Origin of the sequence: Limnobacter sp., from assembly GCF_036846585.1 — a bacterium.
Taxonomy (GTDB): Bacteria; Pseudomonadota; Gammaproteobacteria; order Burkholderiales; family Burkholderiaceae_B; genus Limnobacter.
The window spans coordinates 107,854-125,907 of sequence record NZ_DAIUBR010000005.1 but is presented as its reverse complement, the minus strand read 5'-3'; the positions used below and the strand labels follow the sequence as shown (position 1 = coordinate 125,907).

17 protein-coding genes and 3 tRNA genes are annotated in these 18,054 nt (G+C 55.5%); 3 read left to right on the top strand and 17 right to left on the bottom strand.

The window, feature by feature from the left end; all coding sequences use genetic code 11:
* Positions 1-101 precede the first annotated feature (101 nt).
* The 3 genes from V7028_RS04275 to V7028_RS04265 all read right to left on the bottom strand — a co-directional run bounded on the left by V7028_RS04275 (position 102) and on the right by V7028_RS04265 (position 406).
* Positions 102-176, bottom strand: a tRNA-Thr gene (locus tag V7028_RS04275).
* Positions 177-193: 17 nt separating this feature from the next.
* Positions 194-267, bottom strand: a tRNA-Gly gene (locus V7028_RS04270).
* 53 nt (positions 268-320) lie between these two features.
* Positions 321-406: transfer RNA gene (locus tag V7028_RS04265), tRNA-Tyr, on the bottom strand.
* A gap of 50 nt (positions 407-456) precedes the next feature.
* On the opposite strand from V7028_RS04265, the gene V7028_RS04260 reads away from it, so the two are divergent.
* A complete protein-coding gene (locus V7028_RS04260) occupies positions 457-1,680 on the top strand; it encodes an AmpG family muropeptide MFS transporter (RefSeq protein WP_334118862.1) in 1,224 nt (407 codons plus the stop codon).
* On the opposite strand, the gene V7028_RS04255 is transcribed toward V7028_RS04260, so the two are convergent.
* The 11 genes from V7028_RS04255 to V7028_RS04205 form a co-directional block, all read right to left on the bottom strand.
* A complete protein-coding gene (locus V7028_RS04255; RefSeq protein ID WP_334118861.1) occupies positions 1,630-2,652 on the bottom strand; it encodes an AraC family transcriptional regulator in 1,023 nt (340 codons plus the stop codon). The genes V7028_RS04260 and V7028_RS04255 overlap by 51 nt on opposite strands.
* A gap of 17 nt (positions 2,653-2,669) precedes the next feature.
* Positions 2,670-4,511, bottom strand: a complete 1,842-nt coding sequence (gene glmS / locus V7028_RS04250) for a glutamine--fructose-6-phosphate transaminase (isomerizing) (RefSeq protein WP_334118860.1) — start codon at positions 4,509-4,511, stop codon at positions 2,670-2,672.
* Positions 4,512-4,527: 16 nt separating this feature from the next.
* Positions 4,528-5,895: a bifunctional UDP-N-acetylglucosamine diphosphorylase/glucosamine-1-phosphate N-acetyltransferase GlmU gene (glmU, locus tag V7028_RS04245; protein ID WP_334118859.1), complete on the bottom strand. Its 1,368-nt coding sequence runs from the start codon at positions 5,893-5,895 to the stop codon at positions 4,528-4,530.
* Between the two features lie 15 nt (positions 5,896-5,910).
* Complete coding sequence (locus V7028_RS04240) at positions 5,911-7,182, bottom strand: FIST signal transduction protein (protein WP_334118858.1); 1,272 nt, start codon at positions 7,180-7,182, stop codon at positions 5,911-5,913.
* Complete coding sequence (locus tag V7028_RS04235; protein ID WP_334118857.1) at positions 7,183-7,839, bottom strand: PhaM family polyhydroxyalkanoate granule multifunctional regulatory protein; 657 nt, start codon at positions 7,837-7,839, stop codon at positions 7,183-7,185.
* Positions 7,840-7,880: 41 nt separating this feature from the next.
* Positions 7,881-8,768 carry an acetylglutamate kinase gene (gene argB / locus V7028_RS04230; RefSeq protein WP_334118856.1) on the bottom strand — a complete coding sequence of 296 codons (888 nt, stop codon included), beginning with the start codon at positions 8,766-8,768 and terminating at the stop codon, positions 7,881-7,883.
* A gap of 88 nt (positions 8,769-8,856) precedes the next feature.
* Positions 8,857-10,191 carry an ATP-dependent protease ATPase subunit HslU gene (hslU, locus tag V7028_RS04225; RefSeq protein WP_334118855.1) on the bottom strand — a complete coding sequence of 445 codons (1,335 nt, stop codon included), beginning with the start codon at positions 10,189-10,191 and terminating at the stop codon, positions 8,857-8,859.
* Entirely contained in the window at positions 10,188-10,724 is a 537-nt protein-coding gene (gene hslV, locus V7028_RS04220; protein WP_334118854.1) for an ATP-dependent protease subunit HslV, read from the bottom strand. The genes hslU and hslV overlap by 4 nt, the downstream gene beginning before the upstream one ends.
* 63 nt (positions 10,725-10,787) lie before the next feature.
* Positions 10,788-11,783, bottom strand: coding sequence for a septal ring lytic transglycosylase RlpA family protein (locus tag V7028_RS04215; RefSeq protein WP_334118853.1), 996 nt, complete (start codon positions 11,781-11,783; stop codon positions 10,788-10,790).
* Positions 11,784-11,801: 18 nt separating this feature from the next.
* Entirely contained in the window at positions 11,802-12,443 is a 642-nt protein-coding gene (locus tag V7028_RS04210; RefSeq protein WP_334118852.1) for a thiol:disulfide interchange protein DsbA/DsbL, read from the bottom strand.
* Between the two features lie 4 nt (positions 12,444-12,447).
* A complete protein-coding gene (locus V7028_RS04205; RefSeq protein WP_334118851.1) occupies positions 12,448-13,026 on the bottom strand; it encodes an SPOR domain-containing protein in 579 nt (192 codons plus the stop codon).
* A gap of 173 nt (positions 13,027-13,199) precedes the next feature.
* Between V7028_RS04205 and ilvA the strand changes: the two genes are divergently transcribed.
* A complete protein-coding gene (gene ilvA / locus V7028_RS04200; RefSeq protein WP_334118850.1) occupies positions 13,200-14,720 on the top strand; it encodes a threonine ammonia-lyase, biosynthetic in 1,521 nt (506 codons plus the stop codon).
* 97 nt (positions 14,721-14,817) lie between these two features.
* On the opposite strand, the gene ttcA is transcribed toward ilvA, so the two are convergent.
* The 3 genes from ttcA to V7028_RS04185 are packed head-to-tail and all read right to left on the bottom strand — an operon-like array spanning position 14,818 to position 16,858.
* Entirely contained in the window at positions 14,818-15,690 is an 873-nt protein-coding gene (gene ttcA / locus V7028_RS04195) for a tRNA 2-thiocytidine(32) synthetase TtcA (RefSeq protein WP_334118849.1), read from the bottom strand.
* A 2-nt stretch (positions 15,691-15,692) separates the two neighbouring features.
* Entirely contained in the window at positions 15,693-16,097 is a 405-nt protein-coding gene (locus V7028_RS04190; protein WP_334118848.1) for a dihydroneopterin aldolase, read from the bottom strand.
* Positions 16,094-16,858, bottom strand: coding sequence for an SDR family oxidoreductase (locus V7028_RS04185; RefSeq protein WP_334118847.1), 765 nt, complete (start codon positions 16,856-16,858; stop codon positions 16,094-16,096). Before V7028_RS04185 ends, V7028_RS04190 begins: the two co-directional genes overlap by 4 nt.
* Before the next feature lie 93 nt (positions 16,859-16,951).
* Between V7028_RS04185 and V7028_RS04180 the strand changes: the two genes are divergently transcribed.
* Entirely contained in the window at positions 16,952-18,049 is a 1,098-nt protein-coding gene (locus V7028_RS04180; protein ID WP_334118846.1) for a class I SAM-dependent methyltransferase, read from the top strand.
* Positions 18,050-18,054: the final 5 nt, after the last annotated feature.

Genomic DNA, 18,054 nt, shown 5'->3' with positions numbered 1-18,054 from the left:
CAATCGTTCCAACGTTTACGTGTGGCTTCTTGCGCTCAAACTTTTCTTTTGCCATGACGACCTCTGTGCGGGCACTCAACGCGGCGAGTGCGGTTAAACGGTGGTGCTCATGGGCAGGATCGAACTGCCGACCTCTCCCTTACCAAGGGAGTGCTCTACCACTGAGCCACATGAGCATCTTTCTATTAAAGCCTGGAGCGGGTGAAGGGAATCGAACCCTCGTCTTAAGCTTGGAAGGCTTCAGCTCTACCATTGAGCTACACCCGCACACCTTGTGAACCCCTTTTCAAGAGCGCACTCGGTTAAACTGCTTGAATTCTTGGTGGAGAGAGCTGGATTCGAACCAGCGTAGGCATACGCCAACAGATTTACAGTCTGCCTCCTTTAGCCACTCGGACATCTCTCCAAAAGAGAACCCCGGATTATGTATGCTTTTTTAATTACCGTCAACACCCTATGCCCCCTTTCCGCCTTATTTGTATATTAATTCTTGGTTTTTCCAGTGGACTGCCCCTTGCCTTGACCGGAAGCACACTTCAAGCGTGGCTGGCGGTCGAGAATGTGGACATCAAGACTATTGGTTTGTACGCGGTGGTAGGGTTTCCCTACACCTACAAATTTTTGTGGTCGCCCTTCCTGGATTACCTGACACCCGGCTTTTTTGACCAACGGCGCGGCTGGATCGCGATCATGCAATTGGCGTGCGCCGTGCTGATTGCAGCCATGGCATTCCTGGATGCGCATTCGGCGTGGACAGTTGCGGCGGTTGCGGCAGCGATTGCATTTTGTTCATCCACCCAGGACATGGCCATTGACGCATACAGAACCGACCTGCTTCCCACGCAGGAAAGGGGGTTGGGCGCTGCGTACTATGTGACGGGTTATCGGGTGGCCATGCTGGTGTCGGGCGGTTTGGCGCTGATTCTTGCCGGGGAATTTCTGGGTTGGTCTGGCACTTACCTGCTGATGGCCGGATTGATCGCTGTTTGCGCTGTGATTACGGCATTCAGCCCGACAGCGGACACCCCAGAGGACCTTGCAAAGCGGGCAATCAAGCGAAAATTGTTCGACATTGTGAAGGAATCTACCCGCAACTTCATGAGCAAGGAAGCAGCGATCTGGATTTTGGTGCTGATTGTGCTGTACAAGGTGGGCGATGCGTTTGCGGGATCACTGACCACTGCGTTTCTGCTCAAGGGCCTTGGGTTCACGCTGACCGAGGTGGGCGCAGTGAACAAGACGGTCAGCCTGATTGCGACTCTGCTGGGCGCCTTTTTGGGTGGCGCTTTGATGACGCGCATGGGCTTGTACGGGGCACTGATGTTGTTCGGAATTTTCCAGGCTGTGTCGAATTTGTCGTTCTGGCTGCTGTCGGTGATTGAACCCGATATTTGGGCGATGGGCGGCGCGGTATTTGTAGAGAACCTGTGCGGCGGCATGGGCACGGCTGCTTTTGTAGCGCTGTTGACGAGCCTGTGCAGCAAGGAATTTTCCGCAACCCAGTATGCGTTGCTGTCTTCGCTGGCGGCGATGGGCAGAGTGTACCTGGCGGCACCCGCAGGTTATGTGGTGGATGCGTTTGGCTGGAGCGACTTTTTCATCTTTTCAACCATTGCGGCCATACCCGGTTTAATTGCCCTTTACCTGCTTCGGACGAGTATCCAGAAACTGGCGCGGTGAACAACCGTGCCACTTTTGAAAGGCGTGAATGAACGCAGAGGGTGAGGAGTAACCCAGGCGGGCCGACACTTCGGACACGCTGAGACCGGCGGAGGACAACAGTTCTTCGGCCATGGTTTGCCGCACCTCGGCAAGCAGGTCCCGAAAGCTGGTGCCTTCGTCGGTGAGCCGTCTGCGCAAGGTACGTTCTGTCATGAAATGATCCGTGGCGATTTGATCGAGGCTGGGCGAGGATGAAATATCTGCCAGCAGTTTGTTGCGCAACCAGGCCGATACGCCACCACGCTGCATGCGCCGCGACAACAGGGTTTCAAGCTGGACTTCGCAAAATTTTGAACTGGTTTCATTGGCCTTGGGCAAGGGCAGGCTCAACCATTGCTCATCGAAACTGGCGCGATTCAATGCTGCACAAAATTGCGGGGCACAACCAAACATGGTTTCGTATTGGGCCAGGTCGCCGGTAAGAGGAAAGGCGAATTCCATGCTGTGCAGGGGTAGGCTGACGCCAAACAGTTCGCGTTGCAAAACCTGAATGGCAGAGCTGTCCCGTTCAGCAACAAAGGTGCGCACGGCGGGGGGCAAATGATCGACGGACAAAACAATGGATGCAATGCCATTGGCCTGCCTCAGTTCGACTTTCGAGAACGCGAAAGTAAGGTCGAGGTAACGCAAACCCAGTTCAACCGCCTGCCGGAAGGTGGGGCTGGTGATGAGTGCGTAACCCCAGATGCCGTAGGTGGTCAAATGGTATTCCGACCCAGCCATCAAGCCCAAACCCGGCACTTTGCCGTGAAGACGAACCAGGTTGTGAATGACCTGCAGTTCCTGATCCGGATCGATTTCCAGATGTGGATCATCCAGTTGCGCAGGCAAAATGGATGAGCCCGTGAGCAAAGCACTTAAACCCGAACCCAGGCGAACACCCAGTTCGCAAAGAATTTTGACGCTGGCTACGGTTCGGCGGGCGGGCATGCGCGATCGGGCTGCCGTTACTCGACGGTCACTGATTTGGCAAGGTTGCGTGGTTTGTCCACGTCGGTGCCTTTGACCAGGGCAACGTGGTAGGACAACAGCTGCAATGGGAGCGTGTGCAAAATTGGTGACAGGTGCCCGGCGTGGTCCAATAAATTGATGACATGCACTCCATCGGCTTTTTCAATTTTGGTGTCGCGGTCGGCGAAAATGTACAACTCGCCACCACGGGCACGCACTTCCTGCAAATTCGACTTCAGTTTTTCGATCAAGGTGTCTTTGGGCGCGACCGCCACCACGGGCATGTCTGCGTCGACCAGTGCAAGCGGGCCGTGCTTCAGCTCGCCCGCAGCATAAGCTTCGGCGTGAATGTAGCTGATTTCCTTGAGCTTCAATGCACCTTCCATGGCAATCGGGTAGTGCACTCCACGGCCCAGGAACAGCGCATGGCGCTTTTCTGCAAAACTGGCTGCCAATGCCTTGATTTCAGGCTCGAGGGCCAGGATGTTCTGCATGGCCGACGGCAGGTGACGCAGTTGCGTGAGTAGTGTTTTTTCCTGATCGGCAGAGAGCTTGCCGCGCAGTTTTGCCATGACCAGCGTGAAGGTAAAAAGCGCCGCCAACTGGGTGGTGAATGCCTTGGTGGAAGCCACGCCAATTTCCGGACCCGCACGGGTAAGAAACTTCAAGTTGCTGGCGCGAATCAGTGCGGATTCTGGCACGTTGCAAATGGACAGGGCATTGTTCATTCCCTGGGATTTTGCGTGCTCAAGCGCCGCCAAAGTGTCGGCTGTTTCACCGGATTGCGAAATCGTGATGACCAGGGTATTGGGCAGGCTGACGCTGGTGCGGTAGCGGTATTCGCTGGCAATTTCAACGCTGGTGGGCAGGGCTGCTATGGATTCAAACCAGTAACGCGCAACCAGTGCGGCGTGGTAGCTGGTGCCACAGGCCAGAATAAGCACCTGTTGAATGCCGGGAAGAATGTTGCCCGCTTCGGCACCAAACAATTCCGGCTTTACTGCAGAGGCATTGCTGACCATTTCAAGGGTTGCCGCAATGGCACCAGGCTGTTCGTATATTTCCTTCTGCATGTAGTGTGCATAGGGGCCCAGTTCCACCGCATCGGCGGACAACTGGCTTTCGATGATGGGGCGCTTGACCTGCGTGCCTGCACCATCAAAAAACGAGACGCCAGTGGCTTGCAACTGCACCACGTCGCTTTCTTCCAGATAGGTGATCAGCTTGGTGTGCGCCACCAACGCCGAGGCATCGGAGGCCAGAAAAAATTCGCCTTCGCCATGCCCCACCAGCAAGGGCGCGCCTTTTTTGGAGGCCACCAGGGTGAGCGGGGCTGTGTTGCATATCACTGCGATGGCAAACGCACCTTCGAGCTTTTTGACGGTGGCTTGCACTGCAGGCAGCAGGAGCATGCCCTGCGCCAGGTGTTTGTGGGCGAGGTGGGCAATGACCTCGGTGTCTGTGTCGGACTGGAAAACGTAGCCTTCTGCGGTGAGCGCCTTGCGAATTTCTTCGTGGTTTTCAATGATGCCGTTGTGCACCACGCTGACTGAAATACCCTGCCCTTCGCTGATGTGCGGATGCGCGTTGCGTTCGCTGGGCACGCCGTGTGTGGCCCAGCGGGTGTGAGCAATTCCCATGCGGGCATTGAGGGTTTTGGTGGTGGAATCCAGTTCGACCACGCGGCCCACACTGCGGGCGCGGTGAATGGATTGATCGATATCGGATTGAATGGCCAAACCCGCGGAATCGTATCCGCGGTATTCAAGTTTTTTCAGGCCATCGATCAACACTGGCACGCTGTTGGTTTTAGAAAGTACGCCGACAATTCCGCACATGGTGTGAGGTATTCCTTTATTTTTTGGTTGATTTGACCGGGCGCTTCCAGCCCGAGATCGTGATTTGTTTGGTGCGCGACACGGTGAGTGCATTTTCAGGCGCGTCTTTGGTCAAGGTGGTTCCCGCGCCAAGGGTGGCACCTTTTTTCACGGTGACGGGGGCGACCAGTTGTGTGTCAGACCCGATAAATACATCGTCTTCGATGATGGTGAGGTGTTTGTTTGCACCATCGTAATTGCAGGTGATGGTGCCCGCACCGACGTTGACCCGCTCGCCAATTTGCGCATCGCCAATGTAGGCCAGGTGGTTTGCTTTGGATTGGTTGGCGATGGTGGCATTTTTCACTTCAACGAAGTTGCCGATGTGCACTTCATTGCCCAATTTTGCACCGGGCCGCAAGCGGGCATAGGGGCCAACAACGGCGTTTTCGCCCACCGTTGCGTCGGTGAGATGGGAATATGCATCAACGCGCGTGCCTGCGGCAATGCTGACGTTGTTGAGTACACAGTACGGGCCAATCGATACCCTGTCGCCCAGCGTGACATTGCCTTGAAACACGCAACCCACATCGATGGACACATCGGCACCGCAATGCAGGGTGCCGCGCAGGTCGATGCGTGCCGGGTCCAGCAACTGCACACCTTCAACCATCAACTTTTCAGCCTGGTGCAGTTGCCAGATGCGTTCCAGTTCGGCCTGCTGTACACGGGAATTGACACCGGACACTTCCCAATGATGGGCGGGCTGGCAAGTGCGCACCAGAAGACCTTCGGCATGCGCCATGGCAATGATGTCGGTGAGGTAGTACTCGCCTTGCGCGTTGTTGTTGCTTAAGCGGTTGACCCAAGTTTTTAACTGTGCTGTGGGACAAGCCAGAATGCCGGTATTCACCTCCGAAATAACCTGTTGCGCGGGAGTGGCATCTTTTTGCTCGACAATGCCGACTGCCGCGCCTTCTGCGTCGCGAAGAATTCGGCCATAACCATGGGGATTGGCCATGCTCAAGGTCATCAAACCCAGCTGGCCAGCTTGGGCGGCCTTGACCAGGGGCTGAAGCGATTCGAATTGAATGAGCGGCACATCGCCGTACAAAATCAATGTGACAGCATGATCTGCCAACGCTGAACTGGCGCACTGAACAGCATGGCCCGTGCCCAGTTGCTCGGCCTGGGTGGCGAACTGAAGGTTGGCATGTGAAGCCAAATGTTGCTGCACTTCTTGCGCGCCATGGCCCAACACAACCACCAGGTGCGGGTTGTCGAATTTCGATGCAGTGCCCACTACACGGGCCAGCATGGACTGGCCGCCCACGGGGTGCAACACCTTGGGCAGGGCAGACTTCATGCGGGTGCCTTTGCCGGCTGCGAGAATCAAAATATTCATGTCAACAATTCAAGTTTAGAAAAATAACGCGAGTACACCGGTGTAGCCGTACAGTGACCCCCGGAAAATTTCTCCGTTGGCAGAGAAGCCAATCAAGGGGATGTCGCCCAATTGCTCACGCACGATTTGCTGCTCAACCCCCTGGAAGCCAAACAGCGCAGCACCCCGACCATTACAGGCAATGTACACCGCACCACGCGGCTTGCGCTGAGAATGAATTCCAGAAAAGCCGGCTGCCCGCAATTCATTAAGCTGAGGCGCCGGGGCATCCAGGTCTTCACGCAGTTCTGCACACATGCGGGTTAAATCAACGCGGGCGGAGTTTTCATCGCGTGTGCAAAACGAAAGCCGGTCACCAAGCTTGAAGTCTTCAGCCACCGCGAGTGATTTTTTGTTGGGGTCCAAGCCCACAACGGGGCGCACCTTGAGCTGATGGGCCTCAGAGCGCCCAGCAGTGTAACCTTTGATTGCGATGGATTCAGCCAGCGAACGATCGGTCAAGCCGACAAACAAACCGTGTGCAAAACGCTTGGCCAATACATCAGCTGCCTGACTGGCCGGATTGGCCTCGTCGACATCGGGTTGCAGGCCCAAATCGGCGAGCAGCACATCAAGCGCGGGCCTACCATCGAGTTCTTCAACGAAATTGCCACGCAAACCGGTGATTTCGTGTTCAACCCCCACCACCTGAACACCCTGGGTCATGCGCACTTCGATGGGCAGGCCGTTGGCAAACACCACACCAGACACGCCACCCGAGAGAGGTTCTAGCGCAACATGTGTGTGAACCGTGCCAGCAGAAACCAACCCCCCAAAAATTTGCCTTGAACTGACTTTCAAGCTGAGGTCTTCAAGCAGGTCGTCGATATCCTCGGTCAGGGGGTCGATGTGAATGAGCGCGGCTGACATGGCTTCGCGGCCCGATGCTGTGACACTGCCGGGTTTGGGCAAGGGCACTTTGCCCGAGAACACGCGGGCAGAATCGGCGGGGAATTCCATGAGCATGACTGCGATTGCCGGTTCCTGGAAATATTCCACCCCGCTGCTGCACACGCCCGGTGCAATGCCCCCCACCCAGTCTTTGAAACCCGTGCGTTGCCGCAACCCTTGAAGGATCTGCGGCATGCTGTCGGCAAAGGCCTCGGTGGCATAGATCAAACCCAGCTTCTGGGGCCGACTGATGTCGGCTGCAAATTGTTCCAACTGCATTTGGCCTTCGAGCTGCACCAACACGAGTTCAAGTGCTTCTCTCCAGTTGGGATGTGTGGCGTGGCCAAAACGAAACATCTAGGTCCTTGTGCGCGTGGTGCTTGCGGTTTTCTTGCGTGTGGTCGTGGCTCGCCTGGCTTTCGGTTTTGCAGCGGACTTGGCCGAAGATTTTGCGGCAGGTTTTGCTGCATCCGCTTCAAGCCCGGAACCCGACATGGCGGAAGTGGCCACTTTATTGAATTGGTCTTGCAGCAAGCCCCACCAGGCGGTGGCATTTGACACAATGGCCTTCGACGATTCCTGTGCCGCTGCCGCTGCTTCACTTTCGGTGCGGGATTGCGGCTCGGGGTCGGGAACTTTAGGGGCAACGGGCTCCACCCGGGGCACTGGCGGCGGTGCGACAGCGGCCTGCATGGCGTTGCGGATGAGTTCTTCATTGACAGCGAGATTGACGCCGCTTGGGCGATCACCACCCAAGCCCAAATTGGAACTGAACGATTTGATCGTGGCAATGGTGCCGCGCTGCACTTCCAGCCCTTGAATGGTGGCGCGCAACATGCTGAGGTTGACATTGAGCCATTGCTCCACCGCTTTGAGGTCGGAGATCCGCTTATCCAGCTCATCCAGATCGGTGGTGGGATTCATCACACTGGGGATGGGCAAGCTGCCCCAGATCTTTTTTACAAAATCAAATCCGTCGGTGACTGACAAATTGGGTATTCTTTTGTTCGACATGTCTCCCCCTGCATGTGGTGCGGATTGTTCCGCTGTTGAAATCAGTGACTGCGAATCATGGTGCCCACGCCTTGGTCGGTCAAAATTTCGAGCAAGAGGCAGTGCGGCACACGGCCATCAACCACATGAACCGAGTTTACTCCGCTTTTCGCGGCCTCAATGGCCGAGGACAGCTTGGGCAGCATGCCGCCTGAAATGGTGCCGTCTTCGAACAGCTCATCAATCCGTTTGGCGGTAAGGCCGGTGAGCAACTTGCCATCTTTATCCAGTACGCCGGGCGTGTTGGTCATCATGATGAGCTTTTCAGCCTTCAGGACTTCGGCAATTTTTCCGGCCACCAGATCGGCGTTGATGTTGTAGGCATGGCCGTCTTCGCCAAACCCGATTGGGGAGATGACCGGGATGAATGCGTCGTCTTGCAGGGCTTTCACGATGGCGGGGTCGATAGATGCAATTTCACCCACAAAACCGATGTCATGAAATTTTCCGGGCTCGGTTTTGTCGGCGAGCTGCATTTTCCGGGCTCGAATCAAGGCGCCATCTTTGCCGGTCAAGCCCACGGCTTTGCCGCCGTGTTCGTTGATCATCATGACGATGTCTTGCTGCACCTGGCCACCCAAAACCCATTCAACCACTTCCATGGTTTCTTCGTCGGTCACGCGCATGCCCTGGATGAAAGTACCCTGTTTGCCCACACGGCGAAGCGCCTCGTCAATTTGCGGGCCACCGCCATGCACGACGATCGGGTTGATGCCCACAAGTTTGAGCAACACGACATCGTGTGCAAACGATTTTTGCAGTTCGATGTCCGTCATGGCGTTGCCGCCGTACTTCACCACAACGGTTTTGCCGTGAAAGCGACGAATGTAGGGCAATGCCTCGGACAAGACTTTGGCTTTGACGGCGGGGGTAAGGATGTCGGGGGTCATGGGCGATCCGGGTAGAAAACAGTGCACAAGGTGCATTTTAAAGCCAATCTACCCGGACAAATGTGGCATCAATGCCGATCGACGGATTCTAGAGGATGAATTGCGCCAGATCCTCGGATTTGGCCGCTTCGCCCAGACGGGAATCGACAAACTCTGCCGTGATTTCAACCCCTCTGGGCTGCCCATCGGCCTCGAAGGCGACTTCCTCCAGAAGACGCTCCATGACAGTGTACAGCCTGCGTGCGCCGATATTCTCGGTTTTCTCATTCACGGTGAAGGCAATTTCAGCCAGACGGCGCACACCTTCGTCGGTGAAGGTAAGCGCCACCCCGTCTGTGGCCAGCAAGGCTTTGTATTGCTCGGTCAAGCATGCATCTGTGCTGGTGAGGATTCGCTTGAAATCTTCAACTGTGAGCGATTCCAGTTCAACGCGGATGGGGAAGCGACCTTGCAACTCGGGGATCAGGTCGGATGGGCGCGACAGATGGAACGCCCCACTGGCCACAAAAAGGATGTGGTCCGTTTTGATCATGCCGTATTTGGTGTTCACTGTGGTGCCTTCCACCAGGGGCAGCAGGTCGCGCTGCACACCCTGACGGGATACATCGGTGCCCCGCCCGTCGGCCTTGGTGGCGATCTTGTCGATTTCATCGAGAAAGACAATGCCGTCCTGTTCAACGCGGGCAATGGCTTTTGCGCGAACTTCTTCTTCGTTCACGCGCTTGGCGGCCTCTTCGTCCTGAATGACTTTGAGTGCTTCAGACACTTTCATTTTGCGAAGCTTTTTCTTGCCACCAGACATGTTCTGGAACATGGACTGCAACTGGCCTGTGAGCTCTTCCATCCCCGGAGGGCCAACCACATCAAGTGAAGGTGCCGACGCTGCCACTTCAATTTCGATTTCCTTGTCGTCCAGCTCGCCTGCAAACAGTTTTTCACGAAAACGAATGCGGGTTCGATTTTCATCGGTGGCGGCAGGGGCTTGTTCGGTGAAACCGAAATCGCGGGCCGGCGGCAACAGGGCATCAAGCACACGGTCAAACGCAGCGGACTTGGCTTCTTCCTGAACGCCCACCTGCGCCTCGTCGCGAACCTGCTTCAAGGCAATTTCAATGAGGTCGCGAATGATGGTGTCCACGTCGCGGCCCACATAGCCCACTTCCGTGAATTTGGTGGCTTCAATCTTGATGAAAGGTGCGTTGGCAAGCTTGGCCAGGCGACGGGCAATTTCGGTTTTGCCCACGCCGGTTGGGCCAATCATGAGTATGTTTTTGGGCGTGATTTCCTGGCGCAGGGGCATGGCCACCTGCATGCGTCGCCAGCGGTTGCGCAAGGCCACGGCGACTGCACGTTTTGCCGCATGTTGGCCAACAATATTTTTGTTGAGTTCGTCAACAATGTTTGTGGGGGTAAGTTGGGTCATGGCAGCACTTCAATGGTGTGATGTTGGTTGGTGTAAATGCACAGTTCGCCCGCAATGGTCAGCGACTTTTTCACTATCTCGCTGGGTGATAGCTCGGTGTTTTCAAGCAGCGCCTTGGCTGCGGAATGGGCATAGGCACCGCCACTGCCGATTGCAACCAACCCTTGTTCGGGCTCCAGCACATCGCCATTGCCAGTAATGATCAATGAATGACTTTCATCGGCCACGGCGAGCATGGCCTCAAGCCTGCGCAGCATGCGGTCGGTGCGCCATTCTTTGGCCAGCTCAACGGCTGCGCGCTGCAGGTGCCCTGAATGTTTTTCAAGCTGGGCTTCGAAATGTTCAAACAGGGTGAATGCATCGGCGGTCCCGCCAGCGAAACCCGCCAAAATTTTGTTGTGATGCAAGCGGCGCACTTTGCGGGCGGTGCCCTTAACAACAATATGGCCCAATGTAACTTGTCCGTCGCCGCCCAGAGCAACCTGGTTGCCCCTGCGAACCGACAGAATGGTGGTGCCGTGATATTGCTCCATGCCTATCCTTTGTGTGTGTGGTGTAGCGCGAATGAAGCGCAGATTGTCAGGATATGGGGACGATCAGGGCAGGATCAAGTCTTGTTTGATCACAGGCTGAACCGCTACAAAAGCACTAAGCTCAATGGCGGCCTCGTTGGCTTGATCAATGCTGGCAAACGGCCCCACCAGAACCCGGTGCACGCCGGATTCGGAAAGGATCTGGCTGGCCTTGCCGAAACTTTCATGATTGTTCGACACCTGGATCAGCAGTGCTTCTGCATTACTTTTGCTGCCAAAGGCGCCGATTTGCAAATACAGTGGGGTTCGCTTGATGGGCACGGGCGCTACATTGGGGGCCAACCCCACGCGCTCGACGGAGACGTTGCCGCCTGCCACTTGGGTGCCGTTTTTCTCGGTATGAAACTGGGTGATTGCCTCCGGGGTCATTTTTTCAACCAGCACTTCCGCGCTGCCCTGCTTGATGTAGTCAAGCTGGTAGGCCGCCGCATAGCTTAGATCGATAATTCGCCCACGCAGAAATGGCCCACGATCATTCACACGCACAATGACAGACTTGCCGTTGGCCAGGTTGGTGACCTTGGCATAACTGGGCAATGGCAGTGTGGGGTGCGCGGCTGTCATTTGGTGCATGTCGTAAATTTCGCCATTGGCGGTTTTTGCACCGTGGAATTTCTTGCCGTACCAGCTTGCGCGACCTTTTTGACGGTAGGACTCTTCGAGCGATGTTTGCGGCTCGAAGTTTTGCCCCATCACGGTGTAAGGGCGGGTGTTGCGAATTGCGATTGGCTCAATTTGAGGTTCTGCAGACGGTAATTCGCCAAGATTCGCAGGGCGAAGATCGCCGGGGCCGTCATCCAGATAATAGCCTCCGCCCTGGGGTGCAGTTTCCCACTGCCCGTGCTTGACAACAGGCGGGGGCGAAGCCGGTTTGACCGCCGCTTTCTGTGGCAGAGCAGGCGTGTCAAGCGGTACGCTTGAACAAGCACCAAGTGCCAGCAACAGCGAGGCCCACCATGTAATTTGAACAACGCCTTTGCCACTGAAACCAGTCTTCATTCCCGTCTCCCTTTGCGCTCAAGCCTGACGCTGTCGTTTAATCAAGGCTTCAACCACACGAAGCGCGTTGTCCTCGGACCCGGCCACCGAGGCGGAGGTAAAGAACTTTCCGTCCACGCCCAAGGTTGGTACGCCATCTGCGCCGTAGGCTTCAAACAGCGCTTTGGCCTGTGCACACTTTGCATTGACACCAAAAGATTTGAAGACATTGGCGAATTCTTCGCGCTTTAAACCGATGGATTCAGCGAAGTCAAAAATTTGCGCATCGTTGGCCAGTTGTTTTTTGTCTTTGTGCATGGCTTCAAACACCTTGCTGTGCGCAATATCCAGCTTGCCCATGGCCTCGAGGGTGTAATACAGGCGCTGATGGCCCTGAAAATTTACACGCTGGCTTTGGAAAACAATGGGCACCTTGGTGAACAAAACATCGCCGGGAAGCTTCTTGGCCCAGGCATTGACCTTGGGCTCGAAGTTGTAACAGTGGATACAACCGTACCAAAAAAACTCCACGACATCGATTTTTCCCGGGGTTGAGCGGGGCACTTCCCTGCGCACCTTTTTGAAGGCGCCCGCCGCTTGGGCAAATGCCGTGGATATGCCACCGAACGCACCCACAACACCCAGCACAAGCGCACTTTGAATCAGTTCACGACGTTTCATTTGATTACTCCTTGACCACTGTGGCTTCGAACCCGCCCTTGGTCAACGGAATTCGTGCCTGATAAGCTTCATTCGCGCTGCCAAAAGGTCCCACACGAACGCGATTTACAACATTGCCGTTGACCTCGCCCACGGCAATTTCAGACTCTGTGCCCACAAAGGCGAGTTGCGCACGCAACTGCTCTGCGTCTTCCCGGTTGCGAAAACTGCCCACTTGCAAAAAGTAGATGGTTTGGGCGACGGGATCTGCTTGCTGGGTTGGAGTGTTGTCACCCGATTGTGGTTCCGTGCCCTGCTGAAATGGATCAACGGCAACGATATTTCCCTGATTGGCATTGGCCTTGCCATAAATTGCAGAATTGGGGTCGGGTGGACTGTTGCCCGGACCTGGGGACACGTTCGGAATTGCGCCCTGGGTTTCAGCGCCAGAAAAGGGCAATTGGGACTTGCTGACAAACAGTGCCACGCCAAGCGCGATCAACAGGCCAAAGACCATGCCAAACACGAAGGCCGGTATAGTGTTGCCCCGGGATTTTTTTGCCAGGGGTTTTGCTTTTGATGTCGCCGATTTTGTTGATGCCATTTGGGTGTTAAAACCTGTCCTTGAGAAACTGACCTTAAATTATGCCCGAAGGCGGCCCGCAGATGCGGCCCAAACGCGCAAGGCGCCCAATGCGATTGCCCTCATGCTGTAAAGTGTAGGCTTCTTGGGCCTGCGCCCGAAATTCGCTTAAAAGTCAGCAATAAAGGTGCTTTGTGGGTCTTGACTATCTAAAACGCATATTGACCGCCAAGGTTTACGATGTAGCCATCGAAACACCGCTTGAGCGCGCACATTCCCTGTCCGTGCGCACCGGCAACCAGGTGTTGCTTAAACGCGAAGACATGCAAGAGGTGTTCAGTTTCAAGCTGAGGGGTGCCTACAACAAAATGGCGCACCTTAGCCCGATTCAACTGGAGCGCGGCGTGATTGCGGCATCGGCAGGCAACCATGCGCAAGGCGTGGCACTTTCTGCAGCAAAAATGCGCTGCCTGGCCACCATTGTGATGCCCACCACCACACCCGCCCTGAAAATTGACGCGGTGAAACGCTTCGGCGGCGACTGGGTGAATGTGGTGCTGTTTGGCGACAGCTATAGCGATGCTGCCGAACATGCCGCCAAACTGGCGCAAGCCAAAAGCCTGACCTTTGTGCACCCCTTTGACGACCCCGATGTGATTGCAGGCCAGGGCACCGTTGGCATGGAAATTCTGCGCCAGCACCAGGGACCCATTCATGCAATTTTCATCGCGATTGGGGGGGGCGGCCTTGCAGCAGGCGTGGGCGCGTATGTGAAGCAGTTGCGCCCCGACATCAAGATCATCGGCGTGCAAACCGTGGACTCAGACGCCATGGCTCAAAGCCTGGAGCAGCACAAGCGCGTGACACTTTCTGAAGTGGGCTTGTTTTCCGATGGCACCGCAGTGAAACTGGTGGGAGAAGAAACCTTCCGCCTGTGCGAAAAGTACGTGGACGGCGTGGTGCGCGTGACCACAGACGAGGCCTGTGCAGCAATCAAGGATGTGTTTCAGGACACACGCAGCATTCTTGAACCGGCCGGTGCGCTGGCCGTGGCGGGTCTGAAGCAATACGCCACCGAGAGGGGTCTGCAAAACCAGACGCTGGTGGCCATTTCATGTGGCGCCAATATGAATTTTGATCGCCTGCGTTTTGTGGCCGAACGTGCCGAGGTGGGTGAGCAACGAGAGGCGGTATTCGCCATCACCGTGCCAGAAGAACGTGGCAGCTTCCGAAAATTTTGCGATCTGCTCGGCCCCACGAATGTGACCGAGTTCAACTACCGCATGTCCGACTCAGCCAAGGCCAATATTTTTGTGGGCATTCAAATTGGCAACCGGGTACAGGCTGACGAGCTGCAACAGCGATTCATTGAATCAGGATTTGACGCACTGAACCTGACCGACGATGAAATGGCCAAACTGCACCTGCGCCACATGGTGGGCGGCAAATCGAACCTGGCCGCACACGAGCTGGTGTACCGTTTTGAATTTCCTGAGCGGCCCGGCGCATTGACCAAATTTTTAACGGCACTGAACCCGGGCTGGAACATCAGCCTGTTTCACTACCGCAACCATGGTGCCGACTACGGCCGTATTCTGGTGGGCATTCAGGTGCCGCCAGCGGACCACGGCGAATTCGACAAGTTTGTGAAACAACTCGGCTACCCGGCGGTGAATGAAACCGAGAACCCGGCGTACAAGCTGTTTTTGAAATAATGGCGAGCTCAAAACAGGGTTAAACCGTGCAGAAAGGTTGTGTGCCTGATGCTTTGTGGCCGATTTAAGGCGGGCTTTCCCGCCAAGGCCGCGATATCTAGCACTCATCATCCGCATCAAACGCTGTATCGCCTGCGCCGTCTTCAAGCACCGAGCCGGGGCGAATCGTTTCAAACGGGAAGAGCTTGCGATCCATGAGGTGCGAAGGCACCACCGTGGACAAGGATGTGAACAGGTTGGCGATCCAGCGCGGGTTGTGTTTTTCCCACTGCTTGAGCAAGGCTGCCATTTCCTTGCGCTTCAGATTTTCCTGACTGCCACACAGGTTGCACGGAATGATCGGAAAATTCTTTTCTTCCGCATACCGGGCCAGATCGCTTTCGCGGCAGTAGGCCAGCGGGCGAATAATTGTGTGTTCGCCATTGTCACTGACCAGCTTGGGCGGCATGCCCTTCATGCGGCCACCGTAAAACAAATTCAACAGCAGGGTTTGCAAAATGTCGTCTTTGTGATGGCCCAAAGCCACCTTGGTTGCACCCAGTTCAGAAGCAACACGGTACAAAATACCGCGACGCAAACGTGAGCACAGCGAGCAGGTGGTTTTGCCTTCGGGAATAACGCGCTTCACAATCGAATACGTGTCTTGCTCTTCGATGTGGAACGGCACGTTGATGCTGCGCAGGTAATTGGGCAGCACTTCTTCGGGAAAACCGGGCTGCTTTTGATCCAGGTTCACCGCAATGATGTCAAAATGGATCGGTGCGCGCTGGCGCAACAACAACAAAATGTCGAGCAAACCATAGCTGTCTTTTCCGCCGGATACACACACCATGACCTTGTCGCCGTCCTCAATCATGTTGAAGTCGGCAATGGCTTGGCCCACCTGCTTGGTTAGGCGCTTTTCAAGCTTGTTGAATTCAAACGCCTCTTTCTGTTCCGCCTTGTTGGGGAAAATGGTGATGGTTTGCATGGTTAAACACTCTGAGAAGATTTGAAGCGGAATACCTCCACACCGGCTGATTCACAGTCGGGGTATACCTCGGATTTTTCGGCACGCACGCGGGCGGCCACCACTTTGGGATGATCAAGCACCAAGGCCAGGGTCTTGTCGACCAATGTTTCCAGCAGGCCGATGTGGCCTGCCTGAATCAACCCGTGAATGCCGGGGCGCACGAAGTCGTAATCGACAACGTCCACCAGCAGGTCGCGCTCGGAAGGGGTAGCGGCGCATTTCACCCAGAAATCAATGTTGATGCGCACGGCCTGTGTGCGCCCCAATTCCTGCGGAAATACGCCGATGGCGGCCGACACGTCGAAGTCGCGAATGAATACGCGACGGCAGTCGGAAAGGCGAGGATCAAAAAACCAGTCGGTCATGGTGTCATCATGCTGAAATCGCGCGCCATGGGCACCAAATGCTGCCCGCCATCGACAAGGATGGTGGTGCCAGTGATTGCGCGGTTTTGCACCAGAAACAACACTGTGTTGGCGATGTCCTGGGGCTCGGAAGATTTGTTCAAAGGCGAAATTCGATGAGTACTCTGGAATTGCGCATCGGTTTGTAAGTGCGAAATCAGCGTAAGGCCTGGGGCCACACCCACCACCCGCACTTTGGGGGCCAGTTCCATGGCCAGCATGGTGGTGGCAGTTTCAAGGCCGGCCTTTGTCAAGGTGTAGCTTAAAAAATCAGGGTTCAGGTTTTTCAGTTTTTGATCCAGCAGGTTGACCATCACCGCCTGTTCATCGTCGGGCACATGCTGAAACAGGCGTTTGGCCAATTGAATGGGCGCTGCAAGGTTGGACGCCATGTGCCGGTGAAACAGCTCGGGCTGAAAGGTTTCGCCAGAATCAAATTCAAACAAGGACGCATTGTTGACCACGCAACGAATGGGGCCAGCCTTCTCGGCTTGATCAAACAAGGCTTCTACTTCTTCGGGTTTTTCAAGATCGGCCTGCACCACAACACACTGCACACCCAGGGCTTCAATTTGCGCTGCGGTGTCGCGGGCCTCGACCAGCGAGCTTCGACAATGCAACACAATCGACCAGCCAGCGCGTGCCAGTTCCAGGGCAATGGCCTTGCCCAGTCGCTTCGCGCCCCCTGTTACCAGGGCAAATTGTTGTTTTGCATGCGTCATCGGTTAGAATTCTGGGTTAAACGCCAGCTTTAATGCCAGTCAAGGCTTTGATTTTTAAAAGAAGAACCCGCTATTCTAAACCAGACCTGCCCCATGCTGTCGACTTTTAACACACCTGTTCGCTTTGACGAATTCATGCAGTTTGCGCTTTACCACCCGCAGCATGGTTATTACGCGCGCGGGGAGCGCATTTTCGGAATCGAAGGCGATTTTGTAACTGCGCCCGAACTAAGCCCCCTGTTTGGTCAAACAATCGGCATCGCCCTGCGTGAAGTGCTGACGCGTTGCGGGGGAGTGATTTATGAATTTGGTGCGGGAACGGGGCAGCTGGCTTGTGATGTGTTGCATACAGCAGGCGATTTGATTTCGCAGTACAACATTGTGGATGTGTCGGGTGGCTTAAAGCCGGTTCAACTTGCCAGGCTGCTTGCACAACACGGCCCCGATGTTGAACACAAGGTGCGCTGGTTAAGCACCCTGCCCGATGTGCTGCATGGCGTGGTTCTGGGCAACGAGGTGCTGGACGCCACACCGGTGCGCCGTTTCAAGTGGCACGGCAATGGTCCGCTTGAGGCATGGGTACAACATCAGAATGATGAACTTCAGTGGGCATGGAAACCCGCTGACCCGATTTTTGCCACCACCATTGGGGCACTGCATGCAACGCATGGACCCTGGCCCGAGGGCTATGAATCGGAAATTGCAGAACAAAGTGCCGCCTGGGTAAGCACAATCACCGAACGGTTGAACGGCGTGGCCCTGATGATCGATTATGGTTACCACGCTGCACAGTATTACCACCCCAGCCGCACCCAAGGCACCTTGCGCGCCACAAGCCGCCACACCGCGCACGATGATTTTCTGCTGAAGGTGGGCGAGCAGGACTTGACTGCACATGTAAATTTCAGTGATGTGTTCTTGGCATTAAGCCGCGTGGGCGGCGACCTGGAAGGGTATTCTCATCAAGGTGAATTCTTGCTTGCACATGGCATTCTGGACATTGCACAACAACAGCCCGATTTTACACACCCGGTGCGCGGCGCACTAATGCGCCAGAATTTGAACACACTGTTGAACGAAGCCGACATGGGCGAGGCGTTCAAGGTGATTTGCTGGAGCAAAGGCATTGATGCAGAAAGCACTACATTGAGCCGGGCATTTTTGGCCAATGACCGAAGCGGTGACCTTTAGTAGCC

Excerpts from the sequence above, each read along its gene's own strand:
- V7028_RS04260 (WP_334118862.1), top strand. The coding sequence starts at position 457 with ATGCCCCCTTTCCGCCTTATTTGTATATTAATTCTTGGTTTTTCCAGT.
- V7028_RS04255 (WP_334118861.1), bottom strand. The coding sequence starts at position 2,652 with ATGCCCGCCCGCCGAACCGTAGCCAGCGTCAAAATTCTTTGCGAACTG.
- glmS (WP_334118860.1), bottom strand. The coding sequence starts at position 4,511 with ATGTGCGGAATTGTCGGCGTACTTTCTAAAACCAACAGCGTGCCAGTG.
- glmU (WP_334118859.1), bottom strand. The coding sequence starts at position 5,895 with ATGAATATTTTGATTCTCGCAGCCGGCAAAGGCACCCGCATGAAGTCT.
- V7028_RS04240 (WP_334118858.1), bottom strand. The coding sequence starts at position 7,182 with ATGTTTCGTTTTGGCCACGCCACACATCCCAACTGGAGAGAAGCACTT.
- V7028_RS04235 (WP_334118857.1), bottom strand. The coding sequence starts at position 7,839 with ATGTCGAACAAAAGAATACCCAATTTGTCAGTCACCGACGGATTTGAT.
- argB (WP_334118856.1), bottom strand. The coding sequence starts at position 8,768 with ATGACCCCCGACATCCTTACCCCCGCCGTCAAAGCCAAAGTCTTGTCC.
- hslU (WP_334118855.1), bottom strand. The coding sequence starts at position 10,191 with ATGACCCAACTTACCCCCACAAACATTGTTGACGAACTCAACAAAAAT.
- hslV (WP_334118854.1), bottom strand. The coding sequence starts at position 10,724 with ATGGAGCAATATCACGGCACCACCATTCTGTCGGTTCGCAGGGGCAAC.
- V7028_RS04215 (WP_334118853.1), bottom strand. The coding sequence starts at position 11,783 with ATGAAGACTGGTTTCAGTGGCAAAGGCGTTGTTCAAATTACATGGTGG.
- V7028_RS04210 (WP_334118852.1), bottom strand. The coding sequence starts at position 12,443 with ATGAAACGTCGTGAACTGATTCAAAGTGCGCTTGTGCTGGGTGTTGTG.
- V7028_RS04205 (WP_334118851.1), bottom strand. The coding sequence starts at position 13,026 with ATGGCATCAACAAAATCGGCGACATCAAAAGCAAAACCCCTGGCAAAA.
- ttcA (WP_334118849.1), bottom strand. The coding sequence starts at position 15,690 with ATGCAAACCATCACCATTTTCCCCAACAAGGCGGAACAGAAAGAGGCG.
- V7028_RS04190 (WP_334118848.1), bottom strand. The coding sequence starts at position 16,097 with ATGACCGACTGGTTTTTTGATCCTCGCCTTTCCGACTGCCGTCGCGTA.
- V7028_RS04185 (WP_334118847.1), bottom strand. The coding sequence starts at position 16,858 with ATGACGCATGCAAAACAACAATTTGCCCTGGTAACAGGGGGCGCGAAG.
- V7028_RS04180 (WP_334118846.1), top strand. The coding sequence starts at position 16,952 with ATGCTGTCGACTTTTAACACACCTGTTCGCTTTGACGAATTCATGCAG.